This window comes from Shinella sp., from assembly GCF_035998705.1.
Classification (GTDB): Bacteria; Pseudomonadota; Alphaproteobacteria; order Rhizobiales; family Rhizobiaceae; genus Shinella.
The window spans coordinates 133,537-150,536 of the sequence record NZ_DASYHH010000012.1 but is presented as its reverse complement, the minus strand read 5'-3'; the positions used below and the strand labels follow the sequence as shown (position 1 = coordinate 150,536).

The following is a 17,000-nucleotide window of genomic DNA, read 5'->3' as shown; positions in this document are numbered from 1 at the left end:
AGGTTTATGGCCATTTTGCTACCGTGATGAAAAGGTACAGTTTTAGAAAATTGTCTTTAACTGTACCCATTGGAGGATGCCGTGACGGCCATTGATGGTGTGGGCTCCAGGGGAGGCACCCTGGCAGAGTCGGTTGTGGAACGGCTGCGCGAGGAGATCATATCCGGAGCCCTCCCGGCCGGTAGCCGCCTTTTGTCCATCCGCAAGGCTGCAGACGCGATGGGCGTTTCCAAGAACACTGTCGTGGAGGCCTATGACCGTCTGGTCGCCGCCGGGCTTGTCGCTGCCCGCAAGGGTTCCGGTTTCGTCGTCGTCCATGCGCCGGAGGCCGACGGCGGTCAGCGCCCGAGGCATGTGGCCGAAGCAGTCGACATCGCCTCGCTGCTGAGTGCTCAGCTGGAGCAGAGTTTCCAGATCCGCGTCGGCGACGGCCGCCCGCCGGCGTCCTGGACCGAGCAGTCCGAAATCAAGCGGCATCTCGGCTCCTATGGCCGGGCGCTTCCGGCGGATACCGATGCCTATGGTTCGGCGCTCGGCTTCCTGCCGTTGCGCCAGCAGATCGTGCGGCGGCTCGCTGCTCAGCAGATAGAGGCCCGCGAGGACAATGTCCTGATGACCTTCGGCGCGAACCACGCTCTCGATCTGGTCATCCGGGGCATGCTCTCCGCGGGCGACACCGTGCTCGTCGATGATCCCGGCTACTATCCGCTGTTTGCCAAGCTTGCGCTGGCACAGGTGAAGATGGTGGGCGTGCGCCGCACGCCGGACGGGCCCGACATCACAGATTTCACTGCCAAACTCGCGGCAGAACGGCCAAAACTGTTCTTCACCCAGTCGCTGGGACACAACCCGACCGGAGGGTCTACCACGCTGCCTGTCGCGCATGCGATCCTGACGGCAGCAGGTAGGCACAACCTGACCGTCGTGGAGGACGATCCCTTTGCGGATCTCCCGCTGGTGTCGGCGAACAGGTTGGCGACGCTCGACCAATTGAACAATGTCATCTCTGTCGGCACGTTCGCGAAAACGCTGTCCGCAAGCCTGCGATCGGGTTTCATCGTCGCGCGCCGGGACCGGATCGCGGCGCTGGCGGAGCTGAAGATGCTCACCACCGTCAACAGTTCCGGCCATGTCGAGCGGCTGCTTCACCGGCTGATGGCGGACGGGCACTATGAGCGTCACCTGAAGCGCTTGTGGCAGCGTATCGAGGCGGCGTCGTTTAGCGTACAGGGCTGGCTGCACCAGGCCGGCTGGCGGACCTTTTCCGACACGATCGGAGGCTATTACCAGTATCTGATGCTTCCGGCCGGCGTGAGCGATATCGATCTTGCCCGCGCGGGGGCGAAGGAGAGTATTTTCATCGCTCCGGGCAGCGTTTTCTGTGTCGACAAGCAGAGCCCGCTCGCGAGGGGGATTCGTATCAATGTCTCTCGCGCCGAGGATGCCAAGTTTTACGAATTTCTCCTCCGCAAGCTTTAAGATCAAGCAGCCGACATGGTGATGTCACGAACGCTGGTAAGGGCCCTCCAGGCATTCTCTGCGCAACATTGTGGTCAGCAGGTTGCTTTCGAGTAGTATTTGCTCGCCAGCCAAGGCAGCTCCTGCGTCCACCAATTGGTCGAGCGCCGAGAGGAAGGCATTCGCTGCAGTGCGAAGTGCTTCAACCCGACCGGCATCTGCACGAAGAGCTTCCAGCCGGGCCTGGTTAAGACCGTCCGGTCTAACGACGCCTGCGTCGCGATATCCCGCGGGCAAATCGCCCTTCAGATTGCGCGTGATGCGCTGCTCGATCGCGTCGAGGATCTGGTCCACGGCCTGAATTGCGCCCGAAACGCGGGTCGGGTGATCGGTATCGGCGGCCGCATGCGGCAGGAGCGACAGTTTTGCCGCGTGCGCCGGCAGGAGCGACAGATAGGGGACCATCGGGCCCGACAGGGTGCCCTGCGCCGGGTCCTGGAAAAGGTCCGCGTCGATGGCGGCGTGGGAAACGCGTCCCGACGAAAGCGCCGCAGAAAGTGCGGGAACATCGATCAGTTCGCCGCGATCGTAATTGATCACGATCGCGCCCGTGGCGAGCGCCGACAGCACCTCCTCGCCGACGAGACCGGCATTTGCGTAGCCGTCCGCACCGAGCGGGCCGAGGCCGATATGCACGGAAAGCACGTCGGCGCCGCGCGCGGCCTCACCCGGCGTGGCGGCATAGTGGAACCCCTCGCTTTCGATCCAGGCGCGATGGCGGGGACGGGCATGGATACGCACCGTCATGCCGAAGGCGCGTGCGAGCTTCGCCACTTCCCGCCCTATATTGCCGTAGCCGATCACCCCGAAGACCTGGCCTTCCAGCTTGGCTGTCTGGAAGCGCACGAGATCGCGACCGGTATCGAAGCGACCGGCCGCCACCAGGGCGTTCATCTCGTCGACCGGCAGATCGGGCCGAACGCGCAGCAGCGCCTTCATGACCATCTGCGCGGTGGCGCGCGCGTTGATGCCCGGCGTGTTCATCAGGGGGGCGATGCCGCCCCGTCCGTCACCGCCGCCCCAGCTGGCGGAGCCCATATTGCCCGTCCCGGCACCGATCCGCACGCCGCCGAGATCGAAACGGGTGTCCTTCGGGAGGAAGGTGGCCGCCGCAATCACCGCGTCATAGAGGCCATCCCCGGCCTCGGCCAGAAGTTCCGCCTCGGTGGACAGCATGGGCAGATAGTAGAAATGCGGGCGTCCGGCTTCCGGGGCGGGCAGACCGCGTGCGGAGCCTTCGTGGAAGGCGCCGCCGCGGGCCTCGACATGAGCCTTGACGGCGGAATGGTCGGGACGGCCGTCCGGTCCGGGGGCGAGGCCCACCAGGTCGACGATCAGGATCTTCGGCGTGGTCTTGTCGGTCATCTTTGCTGGGCCTCGCTGCGATGTCAGAACAGTTCGGAGACGAACTTGGTGCGCTGGAACGCCTCCAGCCCCTCGATGCCGCTTTCGGAACCGAAACCGGACTCGTTGACGCCGCCGAACGGCGTCTCGGGGGTGGAGATCATGGTGTGGTTGACGCCGACAAGGCCGGCCTCGAGCGCCATTTCCGCATCACGCGCCGTCGCGCCGTCCTTGGTGAAGACGAAGGAGGCGAGGCCGTAAGGCAGGGCGTTCGCCCGCGCGATCACTTCCGCGAAGGTCGAGAACGACACGATGGAAGCGACGGGGCCGAAGGGCTCCTCCGACATGATGCGGGCATTCTCCGGCACGTGGGACAGCACGGTCGGGGCGTAGAAGCTGCCCGCCCGGTCGATGCGATGACCGCCGGTCAGCAGACGGGCGCCCTTGCCGACGGCGTCGTCCACCAGCGACTGGATGGCGTCGCAGCGGCGCGGCGCGATCATCGGCCCCATCTGTGTTTCAGGATCGAGCCCGTCGCCGAGCTTCAGCGAGGCGGCCTTCGCGGCCATGCCGGCGGCAAAGGCTTCGAGGATGCTTTCATGCACGAAGAAGCGGGTAGGCGAGGTGCAGACCTGCCCGGCATTGCGGAATTTGGCGGCGGCAAGCGTCGCGACCGCGTGATCCACGTCGGCATCGGCGAAGACCAGCACGGGCGCGTGGCCGCCGAGTTCCATGGTCGTGCGCTTCAGGGTGTCGGCAGCGCGCTTCTGCAGAAGCTTGCCGATGGGGGTCGATCCGGTCAGAGAAACCTTCTTGGGGATCGGCGAGGCGATGAGATGGCTCGACACCTCGTCCGGCACGCCGAAGACGAGGTTCAGCACGCCCTTGGGCAGGCCGGCGTCCTGGAAACACCGGGCGAAGGCCACGGCCGTGCCGGGGGTCTCCTCGGCGGTCTTCAGGATGATCGAGCAACCGGCGCCGAGCGCGCCGGAGATCTTGCGGATGACGTTCGAGGCCGGGAAGTTCCAGGCGGCGAAGGCGACGACCACGCCCACCGGCTCCTTGTAGACCATCTGGCGCTGGCCGGGCACGCGGCCGGGCACGATGCGTCCATAGGCGCGCTTGCCTTCCTCGGCATACCAGCGCGTCGCCTCGGCCGAGAAGGCGACCTCGCCCTTCGCTTCGGCGAGCGGCTTGCCGTTCTCCATGGTCAGCACGCGGGCAATGGTCTCCAGCCGCTCGTCGATCAGGTCGGCGGCCTTCATCATGATCTTGTAACGGTTGATCGCCGGCAACGCCTTCCAGGGGCCGAAAGCCCGTTGGGCGGCGGCGAGCGCGGCGTCGAGATCGGCGGTGGAGGCGTGCGGTACGGTCGCGATCTCCTCGCCCGTCGCGGGGTTGACCAGCGGCTGGCTCTTGCCTCCGCTGCCCTTGCGGAACACGCCGTCGATCAAGAGGTCGATTGTTTCTTCATACATCGGTTTCTCCTTTCCGGCACCTCGGCCGGGTTGTCACATGCGTCCGATCAGAACCGGGACGAACGGAAATGCGAAATGTCGATCGAAGTCGGCCGGCCGGCCGCGAGCTCCGCCACCAGGCGGCCGGTCACCGACCCGCCCATCAGCCCTTGATGGCCGTGGCCGAAGGCGAGAATGACGTTGGCATGGCGCGGTGCGGTCTCGATCACCGGAATGCTGTCGGGGGTGCCGGGACGGTTGCCCATCCAGCGCTCGACGCTGCTGAGATCGGCGTCGGGGAACATATGAGCGGCTTGGCGGACGAGGATGTCGGCCCGCCGCCAGTTCGGCGCGGCTTCCGGCCGTGCGAACTCCACCGTGCCGGAGAGGCGCAGGCCTCCCTCCATCGGCGCGGCGACGAACTTGCGCTCGGCGGCGTTGACATTGACCTTCAGGCCGGTGTCGGCGTTGGGCAGCATGATGTGATAGCCGCGCTCGCTGATCAGCGGCACGCGCACGCCGACCTGTCTAGCGAAGGGCGCGGAAAACGCCCCGGCGGCAATCACCACCTTGTCGGCGGGGGTCACGCCGGCCTCGGTCGCGACACCCTTCACGAGGCCGTGTTCGAGCACGAGTGCGCGCACGCTCTGGCGGGTAAACATCGCGCCCTTGTCGGCCGCGAGCCTTGCAATGGCGGCGACCAGCCGGCCCGGATTGGGGCATTGGCCCTGTTCGGGCAGGAAGACGCCGGCGGTGTAGGCGGGGGAGATCGCCGGCTCCAGCTCACGCATCTGGCGGGCGTCGAGGATATCGACCTTGACGCCGCGCTCGCGGCGCAAGGCGATGGAAAGCGCACTGCCCGCCGGTCCGTTCGGGTTCTCGTAGGCGAAGAGCTGGCCGCGATGGAGGATAAGGTCCTCGCAGCCCGCTTCCTTCACCAGCGGCTCGTAGCAGAAAAGTGTCAACCGATTGAGCGCGATCATCGCGTCAGATATCCGCTTCACGCGCGAGAGGCGCGAATTGGAAAGGAAGCGCAGGAGCCAGGGCAGGGCATGGGGAAGGTCGAGCAGGCGCAGCCCGATCGGCCCGTCCGGATCGAGCAGCATGCCCGGCACCTGCGCGGCGATACCGGGCATGGAGTTGGGAATGCACGACCCCGGCGAGAGCCCCCCGGCATTGCCGTAGGAGCACTGCCCGGGACTGCCGGGCTCGACAGGGTCTATGACCTCGACCGAAAAGCCTTCGTCCACGAGGGCGTTGGCGGCGCAGACACCGATGATGCCCGCGCCGATGACGATCACTTTTCCGCCGCTATGCGATCCAGCCATTGTCCCGGCTCCGTTCTTTCCGCCTCAGGGCACGTTCGGCTCGGGCTTGCCGGCGCGGAAGGCCGGAAGCGCGCGGGCATAGGCGATCTGCAGCATGCGGAAGTCCGAGAGATAGGCGATGAACTTGTAGCCGAGGTCACGCATCTTCTGGCCGTACTCGACCGAGCCGACATGGATGCCCGGCACGACGCCGGCCTTGATGCAGCGCTCGGCGATCATGGCGATCGTTTCGTTCACATCGTCCCACTTCGGGTCGAAGCCGGGCGTGTGGCCCATGGAGACGGCGAGGTCGGACGGACCGACGAAGATCGAATCGAGACCCGGCGTCGCGAGGATCTCGTCAAGGTTGGCGACGCCTTCCTTGTGCTCGATCATCGCCATGGTGATGACCGTCTTGTTGGCATTGGCGAAATAGTCCGCCCCGCCATAAAGGCCGGCGCGGATCGGGCCGACCGAACGGCCGCCCTCGGGATAGTAGCGGCATGCCTCGACGAAGGCGCGGCATTCGGCGCCGGTGTTGACCATCGGCACGATCACGCCATAGGCGCCGGCATCCAGCACGCGGCCGATGATCGCCGGATCGTTCCACGGCACGCGCACGAAGGGCGTCCTGTCGGTGGTGGAGATCGCCTGCAACATCGACAGCATGTCGGAATAGTCGGCGCAGCCGTGCTGCATGTCGACCGTGACGGCGTCGACGTCCTGCTGGGCCATCATCTCGGCGGAAAGGCCGGACGGGATCGCCAACCAGCCGGTGACGGCGCATTCGCCCTTGGACCAAAGGGTCTTGACCTTGTTCTCACGCATTTCGGTTTCCTTTTCGAATCTGGTTCAGGAGTTGAGGATGAGATCGGCGGCCTTCTCGGCCATGGCGATCGTGGTGATGTTGGTGTTGGCGGCGATGACCGAAGGCATGGCGGAGGCATCGACCACGCGCAGCCCCTCGACGCCGCGCACCCGGCACCGGTTGTCGAGCACGGCCATCGGGTCGTCGTCGCCGCCCATCCGGCAGCTGCAGGAGACGTGCCACCCAGACCAGACCGCCTTTTTCGCCCAATCGACGATCAGGTCGCGGTTCTGCATCATGTGGTGCATCCGCTCGGTGGTGCCGAACTTGTGGCGCAGGAGCGTTTCGCGGAAGAAGGGCGCATAGTCGAACAGCAGCGCCGCCGCGCCGGTCTTGACATAGTTCGACAGCTTGCGGACCGAAAGCGAGCGCGCCTCCTCCGTATAGCCGGCGAGGAACCATGTGTTGACATGGGCCTGCACGCGTGGGTCCTCCATGATGCGGTAGATGCGCTCGAAACCGTCGACGAGCCGCATCAGGTCGCGTTCGTCGCCGGCAAGATTGAGGTTCACCTCGGGTTCGTCGCGCCAGTCGGCGGTCTTCAGGCTGACGGTGCCGCGCGAGTAGGATTTGTTCACGCAGACGTTCAACGCGCCCATCGCCTTGCCGAGCGGGTGCCATCCGGCGCGGTTCACAGGCATCAGCAGCATGTCCGACGGCGAACATCCCTCGTAGCCGGAGGAATAGCGCACGCCGAGGAAGATGTGCCGGCGCTGGCCGCGCTTCAGCCGGGCGGAGCGTTTGAAATGCGCGCCGACGGACAGGTGCGGATGGTCCATCAGGTTGGCGCCGACGCCCGGCAGGTCGGCCACGACCGGGATGCCGAGCGCACGCAGATCCGCCGCAGGGCCGATGCCGGCGCGAAGCAGGATCGGCGGTGTGTGCAGCGCGCCCGAGCAGAGGATGACCTCGCGCGCCCGCCAGAGTTCCGGCGGACGGTCCCCGGTATGGGCGTGGACGCCGGTGATGCGCTTGCCGTCGATCTCCAGCGCTTCGACCTGCGTATCGGCGAAGATGTGCAGGTTCTTGCGCGCGCGGGCCTGGCGGGTGAGGTAACCGAGCGCGGTGGAGACGCGGTGGTCGTTTTCGTTGGCGAGCGGCAGGGGAAAGGAACCTTCATCGAAGGAGGCGTTGTAGTCCTCCCCGTAGGGGGCGTCCTTCTCGGTCACCGCCAGCACTGAACGGGTGAAGCCCGCCCAGTCCTTGGGGAAGACGCGCCGGATCGGCATCGGGCCGTCCTTGCCGTGCAGCGGGCCGTCGAAATCGAGATCGCGCTCGAGTTTCCTGAAATAGGGAAGCATGTCCTCCCAGCTCCAGCCCGAAACGCCCACCGCCTGCCATTCGTCGTAGTCGGCAGGAAGGCCGCGCACGGCGAACTGGCCGTTGATCGACGATCCGCCACCCATGACCCGGGCCTGTTCGAGGCGGGTGGGCGGAATGACCTCCGAATTGGAGCGCGGGTTGCGAGCATAGACCCTGAGCTTCGACCAGTGGTACTTCGGATCGAAGTAGGAGAGGCCCGGATAGCTGTCCGAAATCACATCCGGCACATTGTCGGGCGGCGTGTCCGGCCCGGCTTCCAGCAGCGCCACCTGCTTGGAGGGGTTTTCGGACAGGCGGCCCGCAAGCGCCGCGCCTGCCGACCCGCCTCCCACGATGACGTAGTCGTAGATCATTTGGGGTGTCCTCAGAGATAATTGATCCACACGGCCTTCTGCCGCGTGAATTCCTCGATGCCGGCGCGGCCCATGTCCTTGCCGAAGCCGGAGCCCTTCCAGCCGCCCGCGGCATAGGTGAATTCGGGGTCGCGTCCATGCTGGTTGACCCAGACCATGCCGGCCTCGACGGCGTCGGCGACCTTCAGCGCGAGCTTCAGGTCCTGCGTATGGACGGAGGCCGAGAGGCCGTAGGTGGGATGCTGCGCCTCGGCGATGGCCTGCTCGATCTCGTCATAGGTCGTCACCGACATGACGGGGCCGAAATATTCGTCGCTGAAACCGATATTGTCGCGCGAAACGCTGGCAAGCACCGTCGGGGCGTAGAAATTGCCTTCGTTCGGGCCTTCCAGCCGCGTTGCGCCGGTCAGCACCTCTGCGCCCTGCTTCACCGTCTCCTGCACCAGCGCGTCGGTGCGCTCGAACTGCTTTGCCGAGATGACGGGGGCGAAGGTGGTGGTCTCGTCCCAGGTCGGGCCGGCCTTGATCGCCTTCGTCTTGGCGAGCACGCGGTCGATCAGCTCGTCGGCGATGGTGCTGTCGACGATCAGCCGCGAGGCGAGCGTGCAGACCTGGCCGGCATTGACCATGAAGCCGTTGGCGACGCGGGTCGCCACGGCATCCATGTCGCCGGGATTGCGGGTGACGATCTGCGGGCTCTTGCCGCCGAGTTCCAGCACGACGGGCTTGATGCCCGACTGCGCGGCGAGCGACATGACCGCAGCACCCGTGGCGGTCGAGCCGGTGAAGGAGACGATGCCGATCTCGGGATGGGCAACGATCGCCGCACCCGTCGTGTGGCCCCAGCCGTTCACCACGTTGATGAGGCCGCCCGGCAGTCCGGCCTCGGCGGCACATTCGGCGAGCGCCAGCAGGCTGTGCGGCGTCAGTTCAGACGTCTTCATCACCACGGCGTTGCCGGCGGCCAGCGCGGGGGCGAATTTCCACGCCGCCGTGATCATCGGGAAGTTCCACGGCACGATCGCGCCGGCGATGCCGTAAGGTTCGCGCCTGGTATAGCTCAGCGTGTCGCCCTTGGTCGCCGTGACGATGCCCTCGAGCTTGTCGCAATATTCGGCGAAGTAGCGCACGACGCCGGCGGTGCGCACCGCGTCGCCGGTGATCGTGCCCGCTACCAGGCGGCTCGACCCCATGGCTTCCAGCCGGCCGAGATATTCCGCCTTCTCCTCGATCCGTTCCGCGAAGCGGAAGAGGGCCTTCGCCCGGTCACGCGGGTTCATCCGGGCCCAGCCGGACGCGGCGAGCGCCGATTTTGCGGCTGCGACCGCCATGTCGACGGCGGCCTGTCCGCCATCGGTGATCGGCCGCATCGGCTGCGCGTCCGAGGGGCGCAGCACGGCGATCTCCTCGCCCGGCAGGTCGACGAAACGTCCGCCGATATGATGGCCGGAGGGGACGGTGACGGTATCGGGATTGAAACTGAGGGACATGGGATTTCCTTCGTGTCTTGCCTGCGCCAGGACGCAGCGAGCCGGTCGGCTTCGGGGTGGGGCCGACGCGCGGATTGCGGGTCAGGCGGGCAATGGCCCGCCGGATCGTTCGGGATCAGCCGCCTTCCAGGAAGGGGCGCAGCAGATCGGCGGTCTCGTGGAAGCGGCCGACGAAGCTTTTCAGTCTGGGATGCGTCGGACGCAGCAGCACGTCCTTCGGCGGGCCGTCCTCGGCGATCGTGCCGTGGTCGAGGAAGACCACCCGGTCGGCGATCTCGAAGGCAAAACCGAGCTCGTGGGTGACGATGACCATGGTCATGCCGGTCTTGGCGAGATCGACCATCGCCTTCATCACCTCGCCGACCAGTTCGGGATCGAGCGCCGAGGTCGGCTCGTCGAAGAGCATGACCTGCGGATGCATGGCGCAGGCCCGCGCGATGGCGACGCGCTGCTGCTGGCCGCCCGAGAGCTGGCGCGGATGCTTGCCGACATGGTCCTGCAGCCCCATCTGCGCGAGCAGGTCGAGCGCCTCCTTGCGGATCGTCGCCGGGTCGGCCTTCTTGACGGTGACCGGCCCTTCCATGACGTTCCCGAGCGCGGTCATGTGTGGGAACAGGTTGAACTGCTGGAACACCATGCCGGTCTGCGAGCGGATCCGGTTCACCGTCTTCGTCGGCACGGCATTGCCGTCGCGTGCGGCCGGATCGGCGTCGTAGATCGCCTCGCCGCCGATGGTGATCCGGCCGGCTGAGGGCATGTTGAGCAGGTTGATGCAGCGCAAGAGCGAGGTCTTGCCCGAGCCGGACGCGCCGATCAGCACCACGACCTCGCCCTTCTCCACGGAAAGGTCGACACCCTTCAGCACCTCGCGCTGGCTGAATGTCAGCCGCAGTCCCTCGATTTTCAGAAGCGGGTCGGACTTGCTCATTTGACGCGCTCCGAGATGGTTTCAAGCTTGCGCGACAGGAATGTCAGCGGCACCAGCAGGACGAGGAACATGACGCCGACCATGGTGTAGACTTCCATGGGCCGGTAGGTGAAGGAGCTGACATAGCTCGCCTGGTAGAGCAGGTCGGGCACGGTGATCATCGACATGAGCGTGGTGTTCTTGATCTGGATGATGGACTGGCCGGCTAGCGGCGGAATCATGCGGCGGAAGGCCTGCGGCAGGATTATCCGGCGCATGCGCTGGCCGTAGGTCATGCCGAGCGCGGTCGAGGCGTCGGTCTGGCCCTTGTCGATCGACTGCACGCCGGCACGCAGGATCTCGGCATAGAAGGCGCCGGCATAAAGGCTGAGGCCCGCGAAACCGGCCCAGAACTTGGTGACGGCCAGCCCGGCGAAGATGGGGAAGGCATAGTAGATCCACAGCAGGATCACCAGGAGGGGAATGTTGCGGAATATCTCGACATAGACCCGACCGAGGATGGACAGCGCGCGGGAACCCGTAAGCTGGATCAGGCCGATGACCAACCCGATAACGAGGCCGGCGGCAATGGAGATCGCCGAGTAGAACAGCGTGACCAGGAGCCCGTTCCAGAACAACGGCCAGTTCTGAATGATGACGGAAAGATCGAACAAGTGCATGACTCCTGGGATGGTTTGACCAACATGCGGGAGCGGGATTGAAGGGCCGGCCGGTCAAAGGCCTGGCCGGCCCAAAGGCGGATCAGAAGCTGAAGTTGGCAGGCAGGATCGACAGGTCGATGCCGCGGTCTTCCCAGGCCTTCGCGAGACGGCCCTGTGCCAGGCCCAGCGAACGCTGCTGCTGGATCCAGTTGGTCAGGAAGTTGATGAAGCCCGCATTGCCCGGCTTGCGGGCGACGGCCAGCGTCGCGGGATTGCGCAGCATGGGCTCGGGCACCGAGACCTCGCCGCCAACCTGCTTGGCGATCTGCAGGGCGTCGAAAATGGACTGGACCATCGCATCCGCACGGCCGGCCTGAAGTTCCATGATCGCAAGGTTGCGATCCTCGACCACCGTGATCTTGGCCTTGGGCAGCAGTGCCTCGGCCACGATCTGCATGGTCGAGCCCTTCTGCACGACGACGGTCTTTTCGGGCGCGTTCAGTTCCGCCCAGGTGGCGACCGGCTTGCCCTTCGGCGCGAAGACGCCCCAGGCATCGGTGAAGATCGGTTCCCAGAGATAGTCGATAACGAGGCCGCGCTTCGGGTTCGGATTCACGCCGATGGCGACATCGATCTTGTTCGACTGGAAGTCGGCCGCAAGGTTGCCCCAGGTGGTTTCGACCGGCGTGATCTTCACGCCGAGTTCGTTGGCGACATCCGTCAGGAAGTCGACATAGAAGCCGCTCCAGGCACCGGTGGCCGGATCCTTGATATAGCCGGGCTCCTCGCCGATCATGACGGGGATCTTCAGCTCGCCGCTCGCGCGGATCTGATCGATCACGGCCGACGGGTTTTCCTGCGCGACTGCCGGGTTCCATGCGGCAATAGCTACCGCCGCCCCCAGGGCGCAGGCCCGGAGGATCTTTCCAAAAAATGACATTTCAATTCTCCCTGATTTGTTAGACGAATGAGCCCGGCCTTGTCACCGGCTCAAGAACCCCCCGGAAAGCGGATCACCCTTTTCGAGGTAGAGCGTGCCCTGGGAGACGACATGAGCCGCTCCCCGGACGATGATGGCGTAGCCTGTCGTGCCGTTCACTTCGCTCTTTTCGGCAAGTGTTGCAGTGAAGGGCACACCGAATATGTTTTCGGCGCGATAGGTTTCGGCCTCTGACAGTTCGCCGCGGATCAGAAGCTGTGCCATGCGGGCGCAGGTTCCGGTGCCGCAGGGCGAACGGTCAAACTTGTTGGAGGCGAGGACGAGGAACTGGCGCGCAGCGCCCCGTCCCTGGTCGCTGTGAAACAGGACCGAGGGGGCGGGAAGGCCCTGCATCTCGGGTCGTCCGTCCGTCGCTTTCGCGATGGCCTCCTTGATCTTCCAGCCGAGCGCAAGGCCGGCGGAGGCGTTCTCGGGCGTGAGGGCAAGGCCAAGCGCGTCGGCGTCGACCATCGCATACCACATCCCGGAGTAGAGGATGTCGGTGCGGATCGTGCCCAGCCCCGGAACATCCACCTCCAGCGCCTCGATGCCCATATGGGCGGGAACGTTCTTCAGCGAGACGGCGTCGAGCTTGCCGTCCGCGTCCCATTCCAGCTGGACGTCGACCACGCCGGCCGGCGTTTCCAGCGTGAAGCTGGTGCCGGTTTCCGGCGAGATCGCGCCCGTGAAGGCGAGCGTCTTGGCAAAGCCGATCGTTCCGTGGCCGCACATGCCGAGATAGACATAGGATGACACGAATATCGCACCGAAATCCGCCACCTCGGATGCCACCGGAATGAGTCCGACCATCGCTGCATGGCCGCGCGGTTCATGCAGCAAGGCGGCGCGGAGATGATCGAAGCGGCGTTCGAAATCCTCGCGTTTCTCCCGAACGCTGCGCCCCTGAAGCGGCGGAATGCCGCCCAGTATGGCGCGCGTGGGATGACCCGCGGTATGGGTATCGATATAGGGGAACGCCGCCTCGAGGTCGATCATTTGCGTCCGTCCCCGAAGTCGACGCGGATCACGTCGCGGGCTTCGCTCCAGATGCGTTCGATCAGGTCCCGCTCGAGCGCGTGGGATTGTTCCGCATCGCCGTCGACGATGGCCCGGAAAACCCGGGTCGTGTCGTTGAACGAGAGATCCACGACATCGCGGTTGCGCTGGTAAAGATGGTAGCGGTAGCGCAGGGCCTGCTTCTCCAGACCCCTGAGCAGCCTACGAAGTGTGACATTGTCGGCCATCTCGTAGATCAGCTCGGAACCTTGCACGTCATGCTTGAAGAAGAGCCGCGCATCGCCTGCCTCTCGCGCTTGCTTCATATCGTCGAGCACCTGCCATAACCGGTCCTTTAACGCCGTATTGGTTGAGCGTGCCGCTTGCTCGGCCGCGATGGCTTCGAGCGCGATACGGCAGGTGTAGACCTCGTCGAAATCCCTTAACGACATCGGCGTGACCCATATGCCCTTGCGCGCTTCGCGCATGACGAGGCCCTCGCGTTCGAGGGATCGCAGGGCGTCGCGCACCGGGGAGCGACTGACGCCATAGCGTTCGGCGACTTCCTCCTCGGTCAGCCGTTCGTTTGGCCGCAGCTCGAGAAAGACGATCGCTTCCTCGAGGATGGCGACGAGGTTATCGGCGATTCCTGCCGAAAGCCTATATTGCGCGGTGCTCATGTTCATGTGTTCACCATACTGTACTCTGTATACAATGCAAGTCCCTCTCTCCGAAACGTTGCGATTTCCGCCTGACATTTTTGCAATCGAATTCGCTCCCTCTCAACATTTAATCCAGGCTTTCCAAATCGTCATGGGAGTAGGCCTTGACGGTGGCATCCTTGATCGTTCGGTTCATCCGCTCGGCCTGGCCATCGTCCAGGGATGGTAGGGTGTAGCGCACTGCGACTGAGGTTGGGGATGGTATCGCGCAAACAGCCAGCACGTCATCCAGTGGCAGCAGCGTCTTCTGTCGGAAAGATTGACGATGGCTTCCTCGGCCATCGCGGTCCGCTCGCGCCATTTGGCCACCTCATAGCGGGCGGCCAGGGACCGGGTGCTTTCTGCGACGCTTGGGGTTCGGCTCGGAGACACGGCGTCGTGCGGGCGCTGCCGTGAAGAATACTTCCCAGAAGGACTCAGGATCGATGATGCACCATCACAGTCCGGGACTGCACAGCGAGAGCATTTCCAGCGGAAGCGGCATCGCTTCGGCGTCGGATAATGCGGCATAAACAGAAGCCTGGAGCACTTCCGGTGAACCGGAGTCCAGCGGAAGTGCTCTACGTCGACTCAAACTTGCTTGGCAGCCGTAATCAGGATCTCCACCTTCAGCCCAGGCCTTCCGACGCGAACCTCGCCAGACGCACGCGCCGGCGCCTGGCCCTGCGGAACCCAGGCTTCCCATACCTCATTCATGGCGGCGAAATCGCGCATGTCGTCAAGCCAGATCTCGGCTCTCAGGATATGCGCCTTTGACGAGCCCGCTTCGGCGAGCAGCGCATCGATCTTGGCGAGCGTGTCGCGCGTCTGTGTGACGATGTCATCGCCCGGGTCACCGACCTGACCCGCAAGGAAGACGAGGTTCTGGAACGTGGTGATCTGGCTCATGCGGGCATTGGTGTGGGCGCGCGTGATCATGCGGTAAACTCCGTTGGATGGGTTCAGGCGGCAAGGCGCGCAAGCACGCTGCGCTCGGCGACCGAAACCAGGCGGGTCAGCGCGAAGCCGACGAGGAAATAGAGGATGCCGACGACCGTGAGCACTTCGATCGGCCGGGCGGTCGCGTTGGCGATGTTCTGGCCGATATACATGAGCTCGACCGTGCCGACGGCCGAGGCGAGCGAACTCTCCTTGAAGAGGGCCACCGTGTTCGAGAGCAGGTTCGGGATGGCGCGCATCACCGTCAAGGGGACGATCACGTCGAGGAGCCGGGAGCGGTTGGTGAGGCCGAGCGCCGTGCAGGCGTCGTGCTGGTCGTGCGGTATCGCATTGAGCGCGGCGCGGAAGGATTCGCAGGTCGCAGCGCCCATGAAGAGGGTGAGCGCCAGCACCGAGGAGGCGAAATTGCCGATTTCCAGGCCCGTGACGACGGGCAGGCAGAAGAAGATCCAGAACAGCAGGATCAACACGGGAACACCGCGGATGAGCTCTACATAGGCCCGCACCAGTGCGCGCAGGGCGGCATTCTTCGACTGGGAGAGGAGGGCGAGGAGGAGGCCGAGCAGCGTGCCGCTGACGATGCAGATCGCGGTGAAGCGCAGCGTCAGGCCGAGGCCCGTCAGCAGGGCCTGCCAATATGTCGCGACGAAGGTGATATCGAAGCCGGGCATCTCTGGTCCTACCGGTAAAGCGCGTTGCGCCGCTCGATCATTCCGGCGAGCTGGCCGAAGACGACGGAGATGACGAGGTAGATGACGGCGACGCTGGTATAGGCCTCGATCGGCCGGTAGGTCTGCGTGGAGAGCAGCTTGCCCTGATACATCAGGTCCGCGACACCGACGAGCGCGACGAGCGCGCTCTGCTGGAAAGCACCGATCGCATTGGTGACGAGTACCGGCATGGCATTGCGTGCCGCCTGGGGCATGACGACGTTGAACGCCGTCACCCGCCAGCCGAGCCCGAGCGCCACCGCCGCATCATGATGCGCCGGCGGAATTGCCTGGATGCTGGCGCGATAGGCTTCGGCATTGAAGGCGGTCAGGTTGAGGCCGAGGATCAGCAGGCCGAGGAATTCGCCGGACCAGTAGACGTTGAAGAGGATCGGCACGCAGAAGAAGAACCAGACGATCTGCAACAGGATCGGCGTGCAACGAAAGACCTCGATATAACAGGTGTAAAGCCATCGCAGCGGCCGGATCGGCGAGACGCCCACCATGGCGAGCAGGAAGCCGCAGGCGAGCCCGATCACGTTCGACCAGAGCGTCAGCCAGAGTGTCACCTTCAGGCCTTCCAGCAATTGCGGGGCGGAGGCGAACGCGAAGAAGAAATCGAGATCCTGCATCAGACGTCACCGCGCATGGAGGACGTTCTCGATGAAATCACGGGTGCGCTGGTTCTTTGGGTTCTCGAACAGGTCCGTTGGCGACGCGTCCTCCTGGATCACGCCATCGGCGCAGAAGACGATGCGGGTCGCGACGCGGCGCGCGAACCACATGTCGTGGGTCACGATCATCATCGGCAGGCCATTGTCGGCAAGGCCGATGATCATCTGCTCGACTTCCGACACGAGTTCGGGATCAAGGGCTGAGGTCACCTCGTCGAAGAGCATGAGCTTCGGATCGAGCATCAGGGCCCGCGCGATTGCGACACGTTGCTTCTGGCCGCCGGAGAGACGGTTGGGATATTCGCCTGTCTTGGCCTTCAGGCCGAAACGGTCGAGCAATGCCTCGGCGCGCTCGGTCGCTTTCGCTTTCGGCACGCCGCGGCTCTTGACCGGGGCGAGGGTGAGGTTCTGCATCACGGTGAGATGGGGAAAAAGCGTATAGCTCTGGAAGACCATGCCGATCGACGAACGGACGGCGGTGTCGATCGACGTCGCCCTCGCGCCCTCCGCCTTCTTCACATAGGCCTTGCCTTCGAGGCTGACGCTGCCGCCGTCGATCTGTTCGAGACCCATGACACATCTGAGAAGCGTGCTCTTGCCGCCGCCACTCGGACCGATCACCACCACGCGATCCCGGTTCGTCATCGAGAGCGAGAGCCCCTTGATGACCGGGACGTGGCCGTCGCCGTAGCTCTTTCTGAGGTCGCTGACCTCGATGAAACCCTGCCGGCTATCCATGGAACTCACCATT

At 64.7% G+C, this 17,000-nt stretch carries 17 protein-coding genes; 1 reads left to right on the top strand and 16 read right to left on the bottom strand.

Annotated elements, in window-relative coordinates; all coding sequences use genetic code 11:
• The first annotated feature begins 81 nt into the window (after window positions 1-81).
• Complete coding sequence (locus VGN93_RS10520; RefSeq protein ID WP_327507465.1) at window positions 82-1,479, top strand: PLP-dependent aminotransferase family protein; 1,398 nt, start codon at window positions 82-84, stop codon at window positions 1,477-1,479.
• A gap of 24 nt (window positions 1,480-1,503) precedes the next feature.
• Here the strand turns inward: VGN93_RS10520 and VGN93_RS10515 are convergent, their stop codons facing one another.
• The 16 genes from VGN93_RS10515 to VGN93_RS10440 form a co-directional block, all read right to left on the bottom strand.
• Entirely contained in the window at window positions 1,504-2,883 is a 1,380-nt protein-coding gene (locus VGN93_RS10515) for an NAD(P)-dependent oxidoreductase (protein WP_414714077.1), read from the bottom strand.
• A 23-nt stretch (window positions 2,884-2,906) separates the two neighbouring features.
• Window positions 2,907-4,340 (bottom strand): NAD-dependent succinate-semialdehyde dehydrogenase, encoded by a 1,434-nt coding sequence (locus tag VGN93_RS10510; protein WP_327507464.1) that lies wholly within the window; start codon window positions 4,338-4,340, stop codon window positions 2,907-2,909.
• Between the two features lie 47 nt (window positions 4,341-4,387).
• Entirely contained in the window at window positions 4,388-5,647 is a 1,260-nt protein-coding gene (locus VGN93_RS10505) for an NAD(P)/FAD-dependent oxidoreductase (protein ID WP_327507463.1), read from the bottom strand.
• 24 nt (window positions 5,648-5,671) lie between these two features.
• A complete protein-coding gene (locus VGN93_RS10500) occupies window positions 5,672-6,454 on the bottom strand; it encodes an HpcH/HpaI aldolase family protein (protein ID WP_327507462.1) in 783 nt (260 codons plus the stop codon).
• 24 nt (window positions 6,455-6,478) lie between these two features.
• Window positions 6,479-8,170, bottom strand: coding sequence for a GMC family oxidoreductase (locus tag VGN93_RS10495; protein WP_327507461.1), 1,692 nt, complete (start codon window positions 8,168-8,170; stop codon window positions 6,479-6,481).
• Between the two features lie 11 nt (window positions 8,171-8,181).
• Window positions 8,182-9,660, bottom strand: a complete 1,479-nt coding sequence (locus VGN93_RS10490) for an aldehyde dehydrogenase family protein (protein WP_327507460.1) — start codon at window positions 9,658-9,660, stop codon at window positions 8,182-8,184.
• A gap of 115 nt (window positions 9,661-9,775) precedes the next feature.
• On the bottom strand, window positions 9,776-10,588 hold the full coding sequence (locus VGN93_RS10485) for an amino acid ABC transporter ATP-binding protein (RefSeq protein WP_327507459.1): 813 nt from the start codon (window positions 10,586-10,588) through the stop codon (window positions 9,776-9,778).
• Window positions 10,585-11,247 (bottom strand): amino acid ABC transporter permease, encoded by a 663-nt coding sequence (locus tag VGN93_RS10480; protein WP_319316653.1) that lies wholly within the window; start codon window positions 11,245-11,247, stop codon window positions 10,585-10,587. The genes VGN93_RS10485 and VGN93_RS10480 overlap by 4 nt, the downstream gene beginning before the upstream one ends.
• Window positions 11,248-11,329: 82 nt before the next feature.
• Window positions 11,330-12,169, bottom strand: a complete 840-nt coding sequence (locus tag VGN93_RS10475) for a transporter substrate-binding domain-containing protein (protein ID WP_327507458.1) — start codon at window positions 12,167-12,169, stop codon at window positions 11,330-11,332.
• Between the two features lie 42 nt (window positions 12,170-12,211).
• Window positions 12,212-13,204 (bottom strand): proline racemase family protein, encoded by a 993-nt coding sequence (locus VGN93_RS10470; protein ID WP_327507457.1) that lies wholly within the window; start codon window positions 13,202-13,204, stop codon window positions 12,212-12,214.
• A complete protein-coding gene (locus VGN93_RS10465; RefSeq protein WP_327507456.1) occupies window positions 13,201-13,890 on the bottom strand; it encodes a GntR family transcriptional regulator in 690 nt (229 codons plus the stop codon). The genes VGN93_RS10470 and VGN93_RS10465 overlap by 4 nt, the downstream gene beginning before the upstream one ends.
• A 103-nt stretch (window positions 13,891-13,993) precedes the next feature.
• Window positions 13,994-14,227 carry a hypothetical protein gene (locus tag VGN93_RS31285; protein WP_414714084.1) on the bottom strand — a complete coding sequence of 78 codons (234 nt, stop codon included), beginning with the start codon at window positions 14,225-14,227 and terminating at the stop codon, window positions 13,994-13,996.
• A gap of 269 nt (window positions 14,228-14,496) precedes the next feature.
• A complete protein-coding gene (locus VGN93_RS10455) occupies window positions 14,497-14,844 on the bottom strand; it encodes a RidA family protein (RefSeq protein WP_319316641.1) in 348 nt (115 codons plus the stop codon).
• 23 nt (window positions 14,845-14,867) lie between these two features.
• Entirely contained in the window at window positions 14,868-15,536 is a 669-nt protein-coding gene (locus VGN93_RS10450; protein ID WP_319316637.1) for an amino acid ABC transporter permease, read from the bottom strand.
• An 8-nt stretch (window positions 15,537-15,544) separates the two neighbouring features.
• Window positions 15,545-16,207, bottom strand: coding sequence for an amino acid ABC transporter permease (locus VGN93_RS10445; protein ID WP_319316634.1), 663 nt, complete (start codon window positions 16,205-16,207; stop codon window positions 15,545-15,547).
• 6 nt (window positions 16,208-16,213) lie between these two features.
• Window positions 16,214-16,987, bottom strand: a complete 774-nt coding sequence (locus VGN93_RS10440) for an amino acid ABC transporter ATP-binding protein (RefSeq protein ID WP_327507590.1) — start codon at window positions 16,985-16,987, stop codon at window positions 16,214-16,216.
• Window positions 16,988-17,000: the final 13 nt, after the last annotated feature.